The organism is Microbacterium sp. SORGH_AS_1204, from assembly GCF_030818935.1.
GTDB lineage: Bacteria > Actinomycetota > Actinomycetes > Actinomycetales > Microbacteriaceae > Microbacterium.
In genome coordinates this window covers 2445338-2462835 of sequence record NZ_JAUTBD010000001.1, presented here as the reverse complement: position 1 = coordinate 2462835, position 17498 = coordinate 2445338, and the positions used below count along the sequence as shown (strand labels likewise).

Annotated in this window: 17 protein-coding genes; 13 read left to right on the top strand and 4 right to left on the bottom strand. The window is 68.6% G+C overall.

The features are described from left to right. Positions 1-26: 26 nt before the first annotated feature. The 10 genes from QE410_RS11335 (at position 27) to QE410_RS11290 (ending at position 9951) form a co-directional block, all read left to right on the top strand. Positions 27-587 (top strand): F0F1 ATP synthase subunit B, encoded by a 561-nt coding sequence (locus QE410_RS11335; protein WP_307331885.1) that lies wholly within the window; start codon positions 27-29, stop codon positions 585-587. Next, positions 587-1375, top strand: a complete 789-nt coding sequence (locus QE410_RS11330; RefSeq protein ID WP_307331882.1) for a F0F1 ATP synthase subunit delta — start codon at positions 587-589, stop codon at positions 1373-1375. Before QE410_RS11335 ends, QE410_RS11330 begins: the two co-directional genes overlap by 1 nt. 62 nt (positions 1376-1437) lie before the next feature. Continuing rightward, a complete protein-coding gene (gene atpA / locus QE410_RS11325; protein WP_307331881.1) occupies positions 1438-3069 on the top strand; it encodes a F0F1 ATP synthase subunit alpha in 1632 nt (543 codons plus the stop codon). Positions 3070-3094: 25 nt separating this feature from the next. Continuing rightward, positions 3095-3994, top strand: a complete 900-nt coding sequence (locus QE410_RS11320) for a F0F1 ATP synthase subunit gamma (RefSeq protein ID WP_307331878.1) — start codon at positions 3095-3097, stop codon at positions 3992-3994. Positions 3995-4016: 22 nt separating this feature from the next. After that, positions 4017-5465: a F0F1 ATP synthase subunit beta gene (gene atpD / locus QE410_RS11315; protein ID WP_307331875.1), complete on the top strand. Its 1449-nt coding sequence runs from the start codon at positions 4017-4019 to the stop codon at positions 5463-5465. A 1-nt stretch (position 5466) separates the two neighbouring features. Continuing rightward, positions 5467-5727, top strand: coding sequence for a F0F1 ATP synthase subunit epsilon (locus QE410_RS11310; protein ID WP_307331872.1), 261 nt, complete (start codon positions 5467-5469; stop codon positions 5725-5727). A gap of 69 nt (positions 5728-5796) precedes the next feature. Then, positions 5797-6549 carry a YaaA family protein gene (locus QE410_RS11305; RefSeq protein ID WP_307331869.1) on the top strand — a complete coding sequence of 251 codons (753 nt, stop codon included), beginning with the start codon at positions 5797-5799 and terminating at the stop codon, positions 6547-6549. Between the two features lie 98 nt (positions 6550-6647). After that, the gene (locus tag QE410_RS11300; protein ID WP_307331866.1) at positions 6648-7280 is read left to right on the top strand and encodes a large exoprotein; all 633 of its coding nucleotides are present in this window, start codon (positions 6648-6650) and stop codon (positions 7278-7280) included. Between the two features lie 297 nt (positions 7281-7577). After that, positions 7578-8351, top strand: coding sequence for a PP2C family serine/threonine-protein phosphatase (locus QE410_RS11295; RefSeq protein WP_307331863.1), 774 nt, complete (start codon positions 7578-7580; stop codon positions 8349-8351). 67 nt (positions 8352-8418) lie between these two features. Then, positions 8419-9951, top strand: coding sequence for an APC family permease (locus QE410_RS11290; RefSeq protein WP_307331860.1), 1533 nt, complete (start codon positions 8419-8421; stop codon positions 9949-9951). 7 nt (positions 9952-9958) lie between these two features. Here QE410_RS11290 and QE410_RS11285 read toward each other — a convergent pair whose 3' ends face one another. After that, positions 9959-10939 (bottom strand): asparaginase, encoded by a 981-nt coding sequence (locus QE410_RS11285; RefSeq protein ID WP_307331857.1) that lies wholly within the window; start codon positions 10937-10939, stop codon positions 9959-9961. 91 nt (positions 10940-11030) lie between these two features. Between QE410_RS11285 and QE410_RS11280 the strand changes: the two genes are divergently transcribed. Both QE410_RS11280 and QE410_RS11275 read left to right on the top strand, forming a co-directional pair. Beyond that, complete coding sequence (locus QE410_RS11280; RefSeq protein WP_307331854.1) at positions 11031-11501, top strand: OsmC family protein; 471 nt, start codon at positions 11031-11033, stop codon at positions 11499-11501. Between the two features lie 385 nt (positions 11502-11886). Beyond that, positions 11887-12036, top strand: coding sequence for a hypothetical protein (locus QE410_RS11275; protein WP_307331849.1), 150 nt, complete (start codon positions 11887-11889; stop codon positions 12034-12036). 177 nt (positions 12037-12213) lie between these two features. Here the strand turns inward: QE410_RS11275 and glpK are convergent, their stop codons facing one another. The 3 genes from glpK to QE410_RS11260 form a co-directional block, all read right to left on the bottom strand. Continuing rightward, the gene (glpK, locus tag QE410_RS11270; RefSeq protein WP_307331845.1) at positions 12214-13725 is read right to left on the bottom strand and encodes a glycerol kinase GlpK; all 1512 of its coding nucleotides are present in this window, start codon (positions 13723-13725) and stop codon (positions 12214-12216) included. A 79-nt stretch (positions 13726-13804) separates the two neighbouring features. Further along, complete coding sequence (locus tag QE410_RS11265; protein WP_307331842.1) at positions 13805-14560, bottom strand: MIP/aquaporin family protein; 756 nt, start codon at positions 14558-14560, stop codon at positions 13805-13807. A 123-nt stretch (positions 14561-14683) separates the two neighbouring features. Then, a complete protein-coding gene (locus tag QE410_RS11260; RefSeq protein ID WP_307331839.1) occupies positions 14684-16402 on the bottom strand; it encodes a glycerol-3-phosphate dehydrogenase/oxidase in 1719 nt (572 codons plus the stop codon). A 111-nt stretch (positions 16403-16513) separates the two neighbouring features. Here QE410_RS11260 and QE410_RS11255 point away from each other — a divergent pair, with 111 nt between their 5' ends. Beyond that, positions 16514-17479 carry a sugar-binding transcriptional regulator gene (locus QE410_RS11255; RefSeq protein ID WP_307331837.1) on the top strand — a complete coding sequence of 322 codons (966 nt, stop codon included), beginning with the start codon at positions 16514-16516 and terminating at the stop codon, positions 17477-17479. The last annotated feature ends 19 nt before the right edge of the window (positions 17480-17498 follow it).

The following is a 17498-nucleotide window of genomic DNA, read 5'->3' as shown; positions in this document are numbered from 1 at the left end:
CTCTCGACTCACTGTAAGGAGACAGGATGCTGAACGCTCTTGTCACACTCGCCGCGGAGCCCGCGGGCGAAGAAGCGCACAACCCGCTCCTGCCTGCCGCGTACGACATCATCTGGTCGGCGGTGTGCTTCGTCATCATCGCCGTCGTGGTGTGGCGCGTCGCTCTGCCGCGCATGGCGAAGCTGCTCGACGAGCGCAGTGCTGCCATCGAGGGCAACATCGCCAAGGCCGACGAGGCCCAGCGCCAGGCCGAGGCCGCTCTCGAGCAGTACACCGCTCAGCTCGCCGAGGCGCGTCGCGAAGCCGGTGAGATCCGCGAGTCCGCCACTCAGGACGGCCGCAAGATCGTCGCCGAGGCGCGCGAGACCGCGGCTGCCGACGCCGCCCGCATCACCGCGTCCGCGCACGCGCAGATCGAGGCGGAGCGCCAGACGGCCCTCGTCCAGCTGCGTTCCGAGGTCGGGACCCTCGCGGTCGACCTCGCCGGCAACGTCATCGGCGAGACCCTGACCGACGACGCCCGCGCGAACGCCGTGGTCGACCGCTTCCTCGCCGAGCTCGAAGCATCCGAGAAGGCGGCCAAGTAATGGGCAGCGCGACCACTCAGGCCCGGACCGCGACGTCGGAGGCCCTCACCTCCACGTCCGCCGTCGATCTCGACGTCGCGCGCGAGCTGTTCGCGGCCGTCGCCGCCGTGAGCGGATCGTCGCAGCTGAGCGGCGCGCTGTCCGACTCGTCGGTGCCGTCCGATGCCCGTGCGGGGCTCGTCTCGGCGGTCTTCGGCCCGTCGTACAGCCCCGTCACCGTCGGACTGCTCAGCGGCGCGGCACGGCAGCGCTGGTCCAGCGCAGCCGAGTTCGTCGAGGGACTCGAAGAACTCGCCGTCCGCGCGACGGCCGTTGCCGAGACGGGCGACATCGAGGCAGAACTGTTCTCGTTCTCTCGCACCGTGGCCACTCACGGAGAGCTCGAACTCGCCCTGGGCGGTCGCATGGGCGGCGCCTCGGCGAAGGGCACCTTGGTTTCGACCCTCCTCGACGGTCGCGCGAGCGCCGGCACAGCGCTGATCGTGTCCTCGCTCGTCGAGCACGCGCGTGGCCGCCGCGTTCGTGCGCTGCTGCGCCGCGCGGAGCGTCTCGTCGCCGACCAGCGCTCGCGCATCGTCGCCACGGTGTCGGCGGCCGCGCCCCTGAGCGCCGAGCAGCAGACCCGTCTGCAGAACGCGCTCAGCGCCCGTTACGGTTCAGCGGTCACGCTGAACACCGTCATCGACCCGACGGTGGTCGGCGGACTGCGCGTGCAGGTCGCAGACGACGTCATCGACGCGAGCGTGTCCGCACGTCTCGCGGACCTCCGCCAGCGGATCGCAGGCTGAAGACTTTCCGCCCGTCAGGGTGTGGATCTGGGGGCCAAGAGCCCCACGAACGAAGGAAGACAATGGCAGATCTCTCTATCAGCCCCGACGTCATTCGTGACGCGCTGAAGGACTTCGTCACCGCCTACGAGCCCACCGGCGCTGCGGCGACCGAGGTCGGCGCCGTCGTCGACGCGGCCGACGGCATCGCTCACGTCGAGGGCCTTCCCGGCGTCATGGCCAACGAGCTCATCCGCTTCGCGGACGGCACGCTCGGCCTCGCCCAGAACCTCGACGAGAACGAGGTCGGTGTCGTCGTGCTCGGCGAGTTCTCCGGCATCGAAGAAGGCCAGAGCGTCACGCGCACGGGCGAGGTGCTCTCGGTCGGCGTCGGCGATGGTTACCTGGGCCGCGTCGTCGACCCGCTCGGCAACCCCATCGACGGTCTCGGCGAGATCGCGATCGAGGGTCGTCGTGCCCTCGAGCTCCAGGCTCCGGGCGTCATGCAGCGCAAGAGCGTTCACGAGCCGCTGCAGACCGGCATCAAGGCGATCGACGCCATGATCCCCGTCGGCCGCGGTCAGCGTCAGCTCATCATCGGCGACCGCCAGACCGGCAAGACGGCCATCGCGATCGACACGATCATCAACCAGAAGGCCAACTGGGAGTCCGGCGACGTCAACAAGCAGGTGCGTTGCATCTACGTCGCGATCGGCCAGAAGGGCTCGACCATCGCTTCGGTGAAGGGTGCCCTCGAAGACGCCGGCGCGATGGAGTACACCACCATCGTCGCTGCCCCCGCCTCCGACCCCGCCGGCTTCAAGTACCTCGCCCCCTACACCGGTTCGGCCATCGGCCAGCACTGGATGTACGGCGGCAAGCACGTCCTGATCATCTTCGACGACCTGTCGAAGCAGGCCGAGGCCTACCGCGCCGTGTCCCTCCTCCTGCGTCGTCCGCCGGGCCGCGAGGCGTACCCCGGCGACGTCTTCTACCTGCACTCGCGTCTGCTCGAGCGTTGCGCGAAGCTGTCCGACGAGCTCGGCGCCGGCTCGATGACGGGTCTGCCCATCATCGAGACCAAGGCCAACGACGTCTCGGCGTACATCCCGACCAACGTGATCTCCATCACCGACGGCCAGATCTTCCTCCAGTCCGACCTCTTCAATGCCAACCAGCGTCCCGCGGTCGACGTGGGTATCTCGGTCTCGCGCGTGGGCGGCGACGCTCAGGTGAAGTCGATCAAGAAGGTCTCCGGAACGCTGAAGCTCGAGCTCGCGCAGTACCGCTCTCTCGAGGCGTTCGCGATGTTCGCCAGCGACCTCGACGCGGCCTCGCGTCGTCAGCTCGCTCGCGGTGCCCGTCTCACCGAGCTGCTCAAGCAGCCGCAGTACTCGCCCTACCCGGTCGAGGAGCAGGTCGTCTCGATCTGGGCCGGCACCAACGGCAAGCTCGACACCATCGAGGTGTCCGACGTGCTGCGCTTCGAGCGTGAACTGCTCGACTACCTGCGTCGCAACTCGACGGTGCTCGACACGCTGCGCGAGACCAACGTGCTCGGTGACGACACGCTCGCAGAGCTCGAGCAGAAGATCGACGCGTTCACGAAGGAATTCCAGCCCGGCAAGGACCAGAGCGTCGTCGGCGCCGAGAAGGTCGACGCCGCCGAGGCGGAAGACGTCAACCAGGAGCGGATCGTCAAGGGCCGTCGCTAAGCGCGACGGTACGAGAACGTAAATCATGGGCGCACAACTCCGGGTCTACAAGCAGAAGATCAGCTCTGCTCAGACGACCAAGAAGATCACCAAGGCGATGGAGCTCATCGCGGCCTCGCGCATCCAGAAGGCGATGGCGCGTGTGCGCGCGGCATCCCCCTTCGCGCGGGCCGTGACGAACGCCGTCTCCGCGGTGGCCACGTACTCGTCCGTCGACCACCCGCTGACGACCGAGCGCGAGACCATCCGCCGTTCGGCCGTGGTCATCTTCACCTCCGACCGCGGTCTGGCCGGCGCCTTCAACTCGCAGATCCTCCGCGAGGGTCTCGAGCTGGCGGAGCTCCTGCGTTCGCAGGGCAAAGAGGTCGTGTTCTACCTCGTCGGGCGCAAGGCGGTCGGGTACTTCCAGTTCCGTCGCATGCCGAGCATCGAGCAGTGGGTCGGCGATACCGACACTCCGCAGTTCTCGACGGCCGAGGAGATCTCGGAAGCCGTGCTGAGGGCGTACCGCGCCGGTGGCGACAACGACGGCGTCGACGAGATCCACCTGGTCTACAACCGTTTCGTCAGCATGATGACGCAGTCGCCGGAGTCCGTGCGCCTGCTCCCCCTCGAGGTCATCGAGGCGGAGGCGGCTCCGGCCCAGTCCGAGATCTACCCGCTGTACGAGTTCGAGCCCGACGCCGAGACGGTTCTCGACGCGCTCCTGCCGGTCTACGTGCAGAGCCGCATCTTCAACGCCCTCCTGCAGTCGTCGGCGGCCAAGCACGCCGCGACGCAGAAGGCGATGAAGTCGGCCAGCGACAACGCCGACAAGCTCATCACCGACTACACCCGCCTGCGCAACAACGCGCGCCAGGCGGAGATCACGCAGCAGATCGCCGAGATCGTCGGCGGCGCCGATGCCCTGGCATCCGGCAAGTAAGTTCCCAAGGAGAGAAGAAGCCATGAGCCTCACCGCCGAGAAGACCGACGCGGCCGTCGTCGGACGCGTCGCGCGCGTCACCGGCCCGGTCGTCGACATCGAGTTCCCGCACGACGCGATCCCCGAGATCTACAACGCGCTCAAGACCACCATCACCATCGGCGACGAGTCGACCGAGATCACCCTCGAGGTGGCTCAGCACCTCGGCGACGACCTCGTGCGCGCCATCGCGCTGAAGCCGACCGACGGCATCGTCCGCGGCCAGGATGTGCGCGACACCGGCGGCCCCATCTCGGTGCCCGTCGGCGACGTCACCAAGGGCAAGGTCTTCGACGTCACCGGCCAGGTGCTCAACGGCGCCCCCGGCGAGACGATCGAGGTGACCGAGCGCTGGGGCATCCACCGCAAGGCGCCCAGCTTCGACCAGCTCGAGTCCAAGACCGAGATGTTCGAGACCGGCATCAAGTCGATCGACCTCCTGACCCCTTACGTGCAGGGTGGAAAGATCGGCCTCTTCGGTGGTGCCGGTGTCGGCAAGACCGTCCTCATCCAGGAGATGATCCAGCGCGTCGCGCAGGACCACGGTGGTGTGTCGGTGTTCGCCGGTGTCGGCGAGCGCACCCGTGAGGGCAACGACCTCATCGGCGAGATGGAAGAGGCGGGTGTCTTCGACAAGACCGCCCTCGTGTTCGGCCAGATGGACGAGCCGCCGGGGACGCGTCTGCGCGTCGCCCTGTCTGCCCTGACGATGGCGGAGTACTTCCGCGACGTGCAGAAGCAGGACGTGCTGCTGTTCATCGACAACATCTTCCGCTTCACGCAGGCCGGTTCCGAGGTGTCGACCCTTCTGGGACGCATGCCCTCCGCCGTGGGTTACCAGCCGAACCTGGCCGATGAGATGGGTGTGCTCCAGGAGCGCATCACCTCGACGCGTGGTCACTCGATCACCTCCCTCCAGGCCATCTACGTGCCCGCTGACGACTACACCGACCCGGCTCCGGCGACGACGTTCGCGCACCTCGACGCCACCACCGAGCTTTCGCGTGAGATCGCGTCGAAGGGTCTTTACCCGGCCATCGACCCGCTCACCTCGACGAGCCGCATCCTCGACCCGCGTTACATCGGTGCCGACCACTACCGCGTGGCCACCGCTGTGAAGCAGATCCTGCAGAAGAACAAGGAACTGCAGGAGATCATCGCGATCCTCGGTGTCGACGAGCTCTCGGAAGAGGACAAGATCGTCGTGTCGCGCGCACGTCGCATCCAGCAGTTCCTCTCGCAGAACACCTACATGGCCAAGAAGTTCACCGGCGTCGAGGGCTCCACGGTCCCGATCAAGGAGACCATCGAGTCGTTCGACGCGATCGTCAAGGGTGACTTCGACCACGTCGCCGAGCAGGCGTTCTTCAACGTCGGCGGTATCTCCGACGTCGAGGCCAAGTGGGCGCAGATCCAGAAGGAGAACGGCTGAGATGGCGCTTCGCGTGAGCCTGGTGTCGGCCGACGCCGAGGTGTGGACGGGTGAGGCATCGCTCGTCGTCGCCAAGACGGTCGAGGGCGAGATCGGTTTCATGCAGGGCCACGAGCCGGTGCTGGCCATCCTCGCCCAGGGCGAGGTGCGGATCACCCGCACCGACGGCACCAAGATCCTGGCCAACGCCGAGGACGGCTTCCTGTCCATGGCGAACGATGAACTCACCATCGTCGCCGGAAACGCCGCCCTCGTCTCCTGACGCCGCTTCATCGCTGACGCGCGTCGCCCGGTCACCCGGGCGGCGCGCGTCGCTTTTTCCGGAGATCGCATGCTCGTTCTGCTTCCCCCGTCCGAGACGAAGCGTGCCGGCGGCGACGGCGCGGCCCTCGACGTCGACGCCCTGGCGTTCCGCTCCCTCCGCCCCCAGCGAGACGCCGTGATCGACGCCCTCATCGCGCTGTCGGCAGACGAAGACGAGGCGGCGCGGGTGCTGAAGCTCAGCGCCAAGCGCCGTCACGAGATCGGCGACAATGCAGCCCTGCGCACCGCCCCGACGATGCCCGCCATCGACCGCTATACCGGCGTCCTCTTCGACGCCTTGGAGGCGGGATCCCTCGACCTCGAGGCGCGGTCGTGGCTCGCGGCGCACGTGGCGATCCACTCGGCGCCGTTCGGGCCCGTCGGCGCTCTCGACGGCATCCCGGCGTACCGGTTGGCGGCGGGGGCGTCGCTCCCGGGTGTGCCGGCTCTCCGACGCCTGTGGGCCGATGCCGTCCGCGATGCGTTCGCCGCGGCGGCGGACGGTTTCGTGCTCGACCTGCGGTCGGAGGCGTACGCGGCTCTCGGCCCGCTCCCGCCGGGTGTGCGTTCCGCCTATGTGCGTGTCGTGACGGCTGCGACTGGGGGAGCGGTGAGGGCCCTCAACCACTTCAACAAGCACGCGAAAGGTGCGTTCGTGCGTGCGCTGGCCGAGGACAGGCCGTCCGTCGGGGGTGTCGCCGACCTGCGCGCGTGGGCGGCGTCGGCCGGCTGGACCCTCGTCGATGGCGAACGGGGCGAGCTCGCCCTGGTCGTTTCATGACGAACCCCCTGCTTTCAGGATTCTCTCAGCCTCGCTAGCATGTGAGCGCACGGGGCGCACGGACGCTTCGTCGCGCACTCGTCGGGAAAGGAATCCACATGAGTGGTTCGTCTTACACGTATGACGGGGGAAGCGGGCTCGCCGCGCTCGCTTTCCTCATCGTTCTGCTGCCCCTCCTGCTCATTAGCATCTTCGCGGGCTACATCATCTCGTCGTTCCTGCTCATGAAGATCTTCGAGAAGGCAGGCGTTCAGGGCAAGTGGCGAGCTTGGGTGCCGATCTACAACACCCTCGTGGCGGCCAAGCTCGGCGACGTCTCACCCTGGGCCTACCTCATCGTCATCGTCGGGGCGAGCGCGCTCAGCAGCATCCCCGTCATCGGCTTCGTGTTCGGTCTCGTCGCCGTCGCCGCCAGCGTCGCGGTCGCCTGGCGGGTCGGCCTGAAGTTCGGCAAGGACTGGCCGCTGCTGCTGCTGTGGCTCATCCCCGGTATCGGAACCCTCATCTGGCTCGGGATCCTCGCCTTCGGCTCTGCGCGCTGGAATCCGGCCATCGCTCCGGCGCCGTGGGCGAACACCGTGGCAGCCGACACGACGATCTGGGACGGCGTGCCGGTGCAACCGGGCCAGCAGGTCGGCGGCTCCGGATACGGCGCTCCCGCCGCCCCGCCCGCGGCCGGCACGACGTCTCCGCCGGCGCCCGGGACCACCCCGCCGCCTCCGCAGATCTGAACGTACGGTGGGCCTTCCGTTCCGACGGGAGGCCCGCCGCGCATCTCCGGTGCGATCGCGGCGATCACGACCGCGAGCAGGGGCGCGTGATCGCCGCGGCTGCGACTGCGAACGCCGCAGCTGCGACCGCATCGACACCCGATGCCGACCACCTCCCGGTGGTCGTCGGCATCCGGGGTCTTCCCGCCGACCCGGCGGTGAGATGACGATGAACCGGGGTCGCGCGCGGGCGTCCATTAGGATGACAGGGCCGCGCGCTTTCGCCGGCGCAGTCGTCGGCCAACCGGAGGATCGTTCGTGCCCGAGGTGACCACTCACACACGTAGCGTCCCGCTGGGTCGGACGACGCTCGAGTTGTCATGGGCCGCCAGCACCGACACCGGCCGCCGGCGTGAGGTCAATCAGGACGCCGTCCTCGCCGAGTTCCCCCTTTTCGTCGTCGCCGACGGCATGGGCGGGCACCTGGGGGGCGAGATCGCCAGCGCCAGCACGGTGGATCGTCTCCGTGCCGTCGTCGACGGCGGTACCGTGTCGACCAAGAACATCGAGAAGGCGCTGTCGCGCGCGGTGAAAGACATCGTCTCCCACCCCGAGACGACCGACGAGGGCACGGGAACCACCCTTACCGGCGTCTACCTCGAGACGCACACCGAAGAGCCCCACTGGGTCACGCTCAACATCGGCGACTCGCGCGTCTACCTGCTGCGTGACGACGAGATCGTCCAGGTCACCACCGACCACTCTGTCGTGCAGGAACTCATCGCCGCCGGGCGCCTCAGCCCGGAAGAAGCGGAGAACCACCCGTACGGCAACGTCATCACCCGCGCCGTCGGGCCCAGCGACAGCGTCAAACCCGACTACCTGCGGCTCGACGTGATCGACGGCGATCGCTTCGTCATCTGCTCCGACGGTCTCACCAAAGAGCTGACCGACTTCGGCATCCGTCACTTCCTCGAGGCGAACGTCGACCCCGCCGCAGCCGTCGAGGCGATGATGGCCGCGGCGCTCGAGAACGGTGGGCGCGACAACATCACCATCGTCGTGCTCGACGTCTCGCGCAGCGACGCCTGACCACCGGCGCATCGGCGCACGAAATCGTCGCTTGACCGCCACGCGGCCCAGCTCCTACGTTCGGCACATGACCGCTGCACCCGAACGCACGGCCGGCAAGGGCCTGGCCACCGCAACCCTGGGACTGTGGGGCTCGACCGTGATCGGTCTGGCATCCACCGCACCGGTGTACTCGCTCGTCGCGACGCTCGGGTTCGTCGTGCTGGCCGTGGGCGCCTCGGCTCCGATCGCGTTCATCCTCGCCTTCATCCCCATGCTCTTCATCGCCTTCGCGTACCGCGAGCTGAACAACGCCGTTCCCGACTGCGGCACGACTTTCACCTGGAGCACGAAGGCGTTCGGGCCGTGGATCGGGTGGCTGGGGGGCTGGGGCGTCGCCGTTGCGGGGATGGTGGTGCTGGCGAACCTGTCGCAGATCGCGGGCGTGTACCTGTGGTCGCTCGTCGGCGACGACTCTCTCGCCGAGAACGCCCCCCTCGTCACCGTGACGGGAGTGGCCTTCATCGCCGCGATGACCTTCATCAGCTACCGCGGTGTCGAGATCGGCGAACGGGTGCAGAACGTCCTGCTGGCCGTGCAGTATCTCGTGCTCGCCCTGTTCGTGGTGCTGGCGCTGTGGAAGTTCTTCGACGGGACCGCGCCGAACCCCACCCCGTTCGACATCGGCTGGTTCGACCCGTTCGGGGTCGACGACTTCAGCGGGTTCGCCGAGGCGGTCCTGCTGGCCCTCTTCGCCTACTGGGGATGGGACACCTGCCTCGCCCTCACCGAGGAGACGAAAGACCCCAGGCGCACTCCCGGGCGTGCGGCGCTGCTCACCACGGTGATCCTGCTCGGCACCTACGTGACGGTGACCGTCGCGGCCATGATGTACGCCGGCGTCGGTGAGGACGGCGCGGGACTGGCGAACCCCGACAACGCGGAGGACGTCTTCCTCGCCCTCAAGGACGGTCTCTTCGGGCCGTTCGGCTGGGTACTGGTGGTGACCGTGCTCATCTCGGCGGTGTCATCCACCCAGACGACCATCCTGCCCACCGCGCGGGGAACGCTGGCGATGGCGGCCTACAAGGCGCTGCCCGCGCGGTTCCGCGCCGTGCACCCGCGCTACAAGACCCCCTCGTTCTCCACGCTGGTCATGGGCGTCGTCGCCAGCGTCTACTACGTGGGCATGACGATCATCAGCGACGACATCCTGCAGGACTCGATCCTGTCGCTGGGTCTCGCGATCGCCTTCTACTACGCCCTGACCGGCTATGCGTGCGTGTGGTTCTACCGCCGTGAGTTGTTCACCTCCGCGAAGAACCTGCTGGTGCGCGGCATCCTGCCCCTCCTCGGCGCCGTCATGCTCACTCTCGCCTTCGTGCAGTCGGCGGTCGACATGTACGACCCCGAGTACGGCAACACCGTGCTGCTCGGGGTCGGGGGTACTTTCGTCGTCGGGATCGGGGCGCTCGCCGTCGGCGTCGTCCTCATGCTGATCTGGTTCGCGTTTCCGGCAGCGAAGCCCTTCTTCCGCGGGGAGAGCCTGAACCGCGACACCGCCGTGCTCGTCCCCGACGAGCCGATCACCTACCCGCGGTCGGTGGACGGCGGGATCTGAGACGCCCTCAGACCGCGGCGCGGATGGCGCCGACCTCGACGCCGCCGCCGAGGACCGACAGCGACAGGTGCGCCACCGTGTCGGCCACCGCCTCGGCGGTGAGGGCGCCGGCGCGCTCGAGCAGCCGCAGGGCGACCACATGACCGGCGCGGTTGGAGCCGTCGAGCATCTTCAGCGCGACCGTGGTGCCGTCGGGGGCCGTCATGACCTGCACGCCCTCGGCGCCCATCTTGCTGAACACACCCAGGCGCTCGATCACGACGGTGTCGGGGCGCCCCGGGCCGTCGATCGTCCACGGGTGCTCGCGCACGGCGCGCACGAGGGTGCCGGCGCTGCGGTGCAGGGCGAAGGGGGACCGCTCTGACGACGTGGCGATGCGCTGGATGGCACGAGCGAGTCCCACCAGACTCATCGCGTACACCGGGGCGCCGCAGCCGTCGATCGCGGTGGTCGTCAGCCGCTCGCCGACGAGCCGCTCGATCACCTCGCGGATGTGCACCTGGAGCGGGTGCTGCACGTCGAGGTAGTCCTCGGTCGGCCACCCGTTCGCCACGCACGTCAGCAGCATCGCGGCGTGCTTGCCCGAGCAGTTCATGCGCAGGGGAGACGGGCCGCCGTGGTCGCGCACGAGTTCGTCGCGCGAGGCCGTATCGGTCGGCCACGCGGCCGGGCAGCCGAGGTCGTCTTCGGTGAGACCGGCCGATTGCAGGATGCCACGGGCCACCTCGGCGTGCCGATCGGTGCCGCAGTGGCTCGCCATCGAGATCGCGAGGCGCTCGTCGGAGAGGTCGACGCCGGCCGACAAGCAGGCGAGGGCCTGCAGGGGTTTCATGCTGGAACGGGGGAGGAAGGGCGCGGACGGGTCGCCGAGAGCGAGCGTCTCGGAGCCGTCGGGGGCGAGCACGACCGCGACGCCGTGGTGCCGCGACTCGATGAATCCGTTGCGGTCGACGACGGCGAGCTCGGCGAAGGCGGGGGGCGTTGGCATCCTTCCATCGTATCCCGGCGTGCTCGCGGCGACCGGGTGGCAGCCACGTGCGCGGTGCCCGTTCGAGCGCGGGGAGGAGCAGACTGGAGGCATGAACGGAGAGCATCACTACCGCCTGCGCTCGACTTGGACCGGTGACCGTGGCAGCGGCACGAGCGGCTACCGCGACTACGACCGCGCCGTCACGCTCGAGGTCGACGGCAAGCCCGCCATCGCGGCATCCGCCGACAAACCCTTCCGCGGTGATCCGGCCAAGTGGAACCCCGAAGAGCTGCTGCTCGCCGCGCTCAGCGAATGCCATCTGCTGTCGTACCTGCACGCGTGCGTCACCGTCGGCGTGGTCGTGACGGCGTACGAAGACGACGCGTCGGGCACGATGCGGGAGGACGGCAACAGCGGCGGTGCGTTCACCGAGGTCGTGCTGCGGCCCCGCGTGCGCGTCGTCGAGGAGTCGATGGTGGAGGCGGCGCGGGCGGCGCACCGCCAGGCCCGGGAGTGGTGCTTCATCGCCAACTCGGTCAACTTCCCGGTGCGTCACGAGCCGGAGATCACGGTCGGCTGAGCGACGGATAGAGCGCGGAAAGCGGGGGCCGTCTCGGCGTCGTAGGGTGAGCGCATGCAGCTCGAACCGGCCCTACGCCGCCTCGACCGGATCGCCGGCGGACGCCAGGCGGACCACCGCGTCGACGTCTCCGACGATCCGAAGGTCCGCCGTGCCTTCCGCGCGATCACGCTCCTGCTCACGGCGGGTTTCGTGCTGGGGGTGGCAACGGTCGTCGTCGCATTCGTCATGACGGTGAACGGTGCCGACGTCGGGTTCGCGGTGTGGATGCGGTGCCTCGTCGTGCTCGCGATCACGACGACACTTTTCTACTTCTCGTGGCGCGCGCGGGCGGGGTGGTACTGGGCGTTCCGGCGCCCTGCAGCTGTTCAGCCGCATCTTCCCCGTGGTCGCTCTCGTGCTCGCCGCCATTCCCGGGCTCTACCCGTTCTGGGTGGTCACCGAGCAGATCCTCTTCGCCATCCTGCTCATCGGGGTCAGCGACTACCTGCAGTCCGACGTCGTGCGCACGGCGTACCCCAAGCCGCAGCGCTGAGTCATCGGCATCCGGATGCCGGGCACCCGGCGTTTCGCGGACGCGACCGGTCCCTTCGACAGGCTCAGGGACCTCCGCGGCGAGGTGGCTGAGCCTGTCGAAGCCCCCGGCAGTCACCACACGACGAAACCCCGCCGACGCGAGGCCGACGGGGTTCTCTTACGTGAGCGGGCGGTGTCAGCGCACGTCGTCGTCGATCCAGTCCATCGACTTCGTGACGGCCTTCTTCCACAGGCGCAGCTCCCGCTCACGCTCGTCGGTGTCCATGCGCGGCTCCCAGCGCTTGTCCTCCTGCCAGTTGGCGCGGAGGTCGTCGAGATTGTCCCAGAAGCCCACGGCCAAGCCCGCGGCGTAGGCGGCGCCGAGGGCAGTGGTCTCGGCGACGACCGGACGCACGACCGGCACACCCAGGATGTCGGCCTGGAACTGCATGAGCGCGTCGTTTGCGGTCATTCCGCCGTCGACCTTCAGCTCCTCCAGGTCGACGCCCGAGTCGGCGTTGACGGCGTCGAGCACCTCGCGGGACTGGAAGGCGGTGGCCTCGAGAGCCGCGCGGGCGATGTGGCCCTTGTTGACGTAGCGCGTCATGCCGACGATGGCGCCGCGGGCGTCGGGACGCCAATAGGGTGCGAACAGGCCCGAGAACGCCGGCACGAAATACACGCCGCCGTTGTCGTCGACGCTCGACGCCAGGGCCTCGACCTCGGGGGCCGAGGAGATGATGCCGAGCTGGTCGCGCAACCACTGGATGAGCGAGCCGGTCACGGCGATCGAGCCCTCGAGGGCGTAGCGGGCGGGCTGGTCGCCGAGCTTGTAGCCCAGGGTCGTCAACAGACCGTTCTGGGAGCGGACGATCTCTTCCCCCGTTTGGAAGATGAGGAAGTTGCCCGTGCCGTAGGTGTTCTTGCTCTCACCCGGGTCGAAGGCGGCCTGGCCGAAGGTCGCTGCCTGCTGGTCGCCCAGGATGCCGGCGATCGGCGTCTCGCGCAGCAGCGACGACGACTCGACCGTGCCGTAGACCTCGGAGGAGGAGCGGATCTCGGGGAGCATGGACGCCGGGACGCCGAAGTCGGCGAGGATGTCCTCGCGCCACGAGAGCGTCTCGAGGTCCATGAAGAGCGTGCGGCTGGCGTTGGTGACGTCGGTCGCGTGCACGCCGCCGTCGGTGCCGCCGGTGAGGTTCCACAGCACCCAGGTGTCGGTCGTGCCGAACAGCAGGTCGCCGGCCTCGGCCTTCTCACGGGCGCCGTCGACGTTCTCGAGGATCCAGACGATCTTGGTTCCCGAGAAGTAGGTCGCCAGCGGCAGGCCGACGACGCTCTTGTAGCGCTCGGGGTCGCCGTCGGCGAGACGGTCGACGATGGACTGCGTGCGCGTGTCCTGCCAGACGATGGCGTTGTACACGGGCTTGCCGGTGTTCTTGTCCCACACCACCGCGGTCTCACGCTGGTTGGTGATGCCGACGGCGGCGATGTCGTGGCGGGTGATGTCGGCGCGGCTGAGGGCGAGGCCGATCACCTCCTGGGTGTTGCGCCATATCTCGAGCGGGTCGTGCTCGACCCACCCCGCGCGGGGAAAGATCTGCTCGTGCTCCTTCTGCCCGACGGAGACGACGCTCCCGGACTTGTCGAAGATCATCGCGCGCGTCGAGGTCGTGCCCTGGTCGATGGCGAGGACGTAGTCGGCCATGGATGGACTCCTTTGTCAGTGGTGGTGAGGAAGGGGAGAAGCGGATGCGGGAGCGCCGCTCGGCGCCCCCGCACGAGGATCAGTTGGCGAGGCCGAGCAGTACCGGGGCGAGCAGGCCCGCGAGCAGACCGCCGACCAGGGGGCCGGCGACCGGCACCCAGGCGTAGCCCCAGTCGCTGCCGCCCTTGCCCTTGATGGGCAGGATCGCGTGGGCGATGCGGGGGCCGAGGTCGCGGGCCGGGTTGATCGCGTATCCGGTCGGTCCGCCGAGCGACGCGCCGATTCCGACCACGAGCAGGGCGACGGGGACGGCGGCGAGGCCGCCGATGCCTCCCGGAACGCCGATGTCGGCCACACCGTAGTCGGCGAAGCCGAAGATGACGAACACGAGCACGAAGGTGGCGATGATCTCGGTGAGGAAGTTGAAGCCGTAGGAGCGGATCGCGGGGCCGGTGGAGAACACGCCGAGCTTGGCGGCGGGGTCGGGCTCGTCGTCGAAATGCTGCTTGTACGACGCCCAGGCGAGCACGGCGCCGATGATCGCACCGACCATCTGCGCGGCGACTGCGACCAGGAACTGGACGAACGAGATGTTGCCGGCCACCAGCAGGCCGATGGACACGGCGGGGTTCAGCTGCGCGCCCGAGTAGGCGGACACGATCACACCGGCGAAGACCGCAAGGCCCCATCCCCAGTTGACCATGAGGGTGCCGCCGGCGTTGCCCTTGGTCTTGGCGAGGGCCACGTTGGCCACCACGCCGCAACCCAACAGGATGAGCATCGCGGTGCCGACCACCTCCGAGAGGAAGTACAGCCCCAGGTTCACTTCTTGCATGTCGTCATTGACCTTTCTTCGGTCACCCGGTCAACTTCGGCACGGGTGATGGTATGCGGCTCAGTGCTCCGAACCTACGACCGGCGTGCGGGCGCGCAACAGACGGCGCGCCCGCACGTTCTCTCAGATTCGAGCGACCCCCGCCTGAGCGAGATCCACGCGGTGCGAAGCCCGCAGGATGTCCGTCGTGCGGGAGATCTCTTCGTCGACCTCGTCGGCATCCCACCCCAGCGGGCCCGCGACGGTCTCGGCGACCTCCCGCAGCGTGCGGTCGGTCATGCCGCCGACAAACGCGAGGTGCGTGCGGCGCAGCAGCACGTCGATCAGGTGCACGACCTGCTCGTTCTCGGCGATCCAGGCCAGCTCTTCGCGGTAGTAGCCGGGAGCGTCGGGGACCGGCGTCGGCTCGGCGGGAAGTGCGTCGAGGATCGCGTCGGCGCGCGTGCCGTAGCGCTCGAGCATGGCATCCACGAGCTCGGTGCTGTGGGCATTCGTGCGCGTCGAGACCCAGCGGCGACGCTGCTCCGGCGTGGCGGGGAACCCGGCGCCGCCACCGATCGGCAGGCCCTGCGTGCTCACGCGGTGCGGGCGACGCAGCTTCTGCAGTGTCTTCATGCTGAGGTGCTCGGCGAGGGCGCGGAAGGTCGTCCACTTGCCGCCGACCAGGCTGAGGGCGGGGACGCCGGCGATCTCGTCCTCGACGATGCGGTAGTCGCGCGACACGAACCCGGGGGCGGTGTCGTCGTGGCGGGGGAGCGGGCGGATGCCCGAGAACGTGTAGACGATCTGCGAGCGGTCCACGCTGATCGAGGGGAATACGTGGCCGATGAGATCGAAGAAGTACGCGATCTCGTCGTCGGTGCACACCACCGGCTTCGACGGGTCGGCGTCGATGTCGGTGGTGCCGACGAGGACGCGGTCCTTCAGGGGGTAGATGAGCACGATGCGGCCGTCGGAGTGCTCGAAGAAGATCTCGCGGCCGCCGGTCGCGGCGAGCAGCTCGGGGTTGTCGAGCACGATGTGCGACCCCTTGGTGCCGCCCATGAACTGCGTCTTCAGGCCCATTGCGGCGTTTGCCAGGTCGGTCCAGGGTCCGGCGGTGTTGAGGATCACCTTCGCCGTGACGCTGAACTCCTCGCCCGAGACCTCGTCGCGCACGCGCACGCCGTTCGCGTCGGCGCCGACGGCGGAGACGTAGTTGACGGCCTGGGTGCGTCCGGCGCCGGCTTCGATGCCGTCGCGCAGCACATCGAGGGCGATGCGCTCGGGGTCGTGCATGGACGCGTCGAAGTAGGTCGCGGTGTACGCGAGGTCGGGGTTGAGCTGGGGGAGTTCGGCCAGCGACTTCTTCTTGCCCAGGAACTTGTGGCGCGGGACCGAGCCGCCGTCGCGCGAGAAGGTGTCGTACATGATGAGGCCGACCTTGATCAGCAGGGCGCCGCGCTCGTTCGGCTTGCCGCGGCCGTGGGTGACCAGCAGGCGGAACGGGGCCGAGAGGATGCCGGAGAACGTCTTGTAGATCGGAATGGTGGTCTCGAGCGGCTTGACGTAGTGCGGCGCCGTCTTCAGCAGGTCGTTGCGCTCGGTGACGGCTTCTTTCACGAGGCGGAACTCGCCGTTCTCGAGGTAGCGGATGCCGCCGTGCACCATGTGGCTGGAAGCGGACGACGCACCGGAGACGAAGTCGCCGCGCTCGACGAGAGCGACCCGCACGCCCTGCAGGGCGAGGTCACGGAGGGTGGCGAGGCCGTTGATGCCCCCGCCGACGATCAGGACGTCGAGGTCTTCGGCGTCGCGGAGCGCCTGCACATCGGCGCGGAGCGGAGTTGCGGGGGACGACATGTCGACTGCGACCTTTCGTTGTGGATACCCGTCGAGGATGCGCCTGTCTGCACGTTGTTGCAAGCCCCTTGAACAAACGTGCAGAATGATGTCCATGAAGGCGACGACACGGTGACGACGCAGGCGGAGGAGCGCTCCCGCGACGCCCTGCGGGCCGCGCAGCTCTACTACATGCAAGACCTGACGATGGATGCCATCGCGCACGAGATGCGCGTCTCGCGCTCATCGGTCTCGCGGCTGCTGCAGCACGCTCGCGATGTGGGGCTCGTCACCATCTCGATCAGTCCGCCCGACGACGCCCGCGGGCAGATGGCGCAGCGCATCGCCGACCGGTTCGGCATCACGGCGCACGTCGTGCCCACGCCCGCCCGCACGTCCGAGGCCGAGCGGCTCGAGCGCACCGCCCTGACCGCGGCGCGCATCCTCGCCGAGCGCGTGGAATCGTCGATGACAGTCGGGGTGGCGTGGGGGTCGACCCTGTCGGCCGTCGCCCGGCACGTGCCGCTGAAAGACGTGCACGACACCCACATCGTGCAGATGAACGGCGCTGCCAACGTCCGCACCTCCGGCATCCCGTATGCCGGTGAGATCCTCACAAAGTTCGGTTCGGCATGGTCGTCGTCGGTGCACCAATTCCCGGTGCCCGCCCTCTTCGACGACCCGCGGACCAAGCAGGCGATGTGGCGCGAACGATCAGTGCGGTCCGTGCTGGAGATCCAGCAGCGGGTGGGGCTGTTCGTCTTCGGACTCGGCTCCCCGCACGCCGACGTGCCCTCGCACGTCTATAGCGGTGACTACTTCGACGAGCGCGACCGCGCCGTCATCGAGCGCGAGGGCGTCGTCGGCGACTGCGCGACCGTTTTCTACCGCGCCGACGGATCGAGCGACATCCCGGAACTCAACGCCCGCTCCAGCGGCCCCGATCTCGACACCGTCCGCCGCATCCCCCGACGCTTCTGCGTCGTCTCGAGCCTGTCGAAGATCGACGGCCTGCGGGGCGCGCTCGCCGCGGGGCTGATCACCGAGCTCGTCGTCGAGGAAGCGCTGGCGCGTCGCTTGTTGAGCGTCACCCGCTGAGGCCCCACACCGGGCGCGC

Excerpts from the sequence above, each read along its gene's own strand:
- QE410_RS11335 (WP_307331885.1), top strand. The coding sequence starts at position 27 with ATGCTGAACGCTCTTGTCACACTCGCCGCGGAGCCCGCGGGCGAAGAA.
- QE410_RS11330 (WP_307331882.1), top strand. The coding sequence starts at position 587 with ATGGGCAGCGCGACCACTCAGGCCCGGACCGCGACGTCGGAGGCCCTC.
- atpA (WP_307331881.1), top strand. The coding sequence starts at position 1,438 with ATGGCAGATCTCTCTATCAGCCCCGACGTCATTCGTGACGCGCTGAAG.
- QE410_RS11320 (WP_307331878.1), top strand. The coding sequence starts at position 3,095 with ATGGGCGCACAACTCCGGGTCTACAAGCAGAAGATCAGCTCTGCTCAG.
- atpD (WP_307331875.1), top strand. The coding sequence starts at position 4,017 with ATGAGCCTCACCGCCGAGAAGACCGACGCGGCCGTCGTCGGACGCGTC.
- QE410_RS11310 (WP_307331872.1), top strand. The coding sequence starts at position 5,467 with ATGGCGCTTCGCGTGAGCCTGGTGTCGGCCGACGCCGAGGTGTGGACG.
- QE410_RS11305 (WP_307331869.1), top strand. The coding sequence starts at position 5,797 with ATGCTCGTTCTGCTTCCCCCGTCCGAGACGAAGCGTGCCGGCGGCGAC.
- QE410_RS11300 (WP_307331866.1), top strand. The coding sequence starts at position 6,648 with ATGAGTGGTTCGTCTTACACGTATGACGGGGGAAGCGGGCTCGCCGCG.
- QE410_RS11290 (WP_307331860.1), top strand. The coding sequence starts at position 8,419 with ATGACCGCTGCACCCGAACGCACGGCCGGCAAGGGCCTGGCCACCGCA.
- QE410_RS11285 (WP_307331857.1), bottom strand. The coding sequence starts at position 10,939 with ATGCCAACGCCCCCCGCCTTCGCCGAGCTCGCCGTCGTCGACCGCAAC.
- QE410_RS11280 (WP_307331854.1), top strand. The coding sequence starts at position 11,031 with ATGAACGGAGAGCATCACTACCGCCTGCGCTCGACTTGGACCGGTGAC.
- glpK (WP_307331845.1), bottom strand. The coding sequence starts at position 13,725 with ATGGCCGACTACGTCCTCGCCATCGACCAGGGCACGACCTCGACGCGC.
- QE410_RS11265 (WP_307331842.1), bottom strand. The coding sequence starts at position 14,560 with ATGCAAGAAGTGAACCTGGGGCTGTACTTCCTCTCGGAGGTGGTCGGC.
- QE410_RS11260 (WP_307331839.1), bottom strand. The coding sequence starts at position 16,402 with ATGTCGTCCCCCGCAACTCCGCTCCGCGCCGATGTGCAGGCGCTCCGC.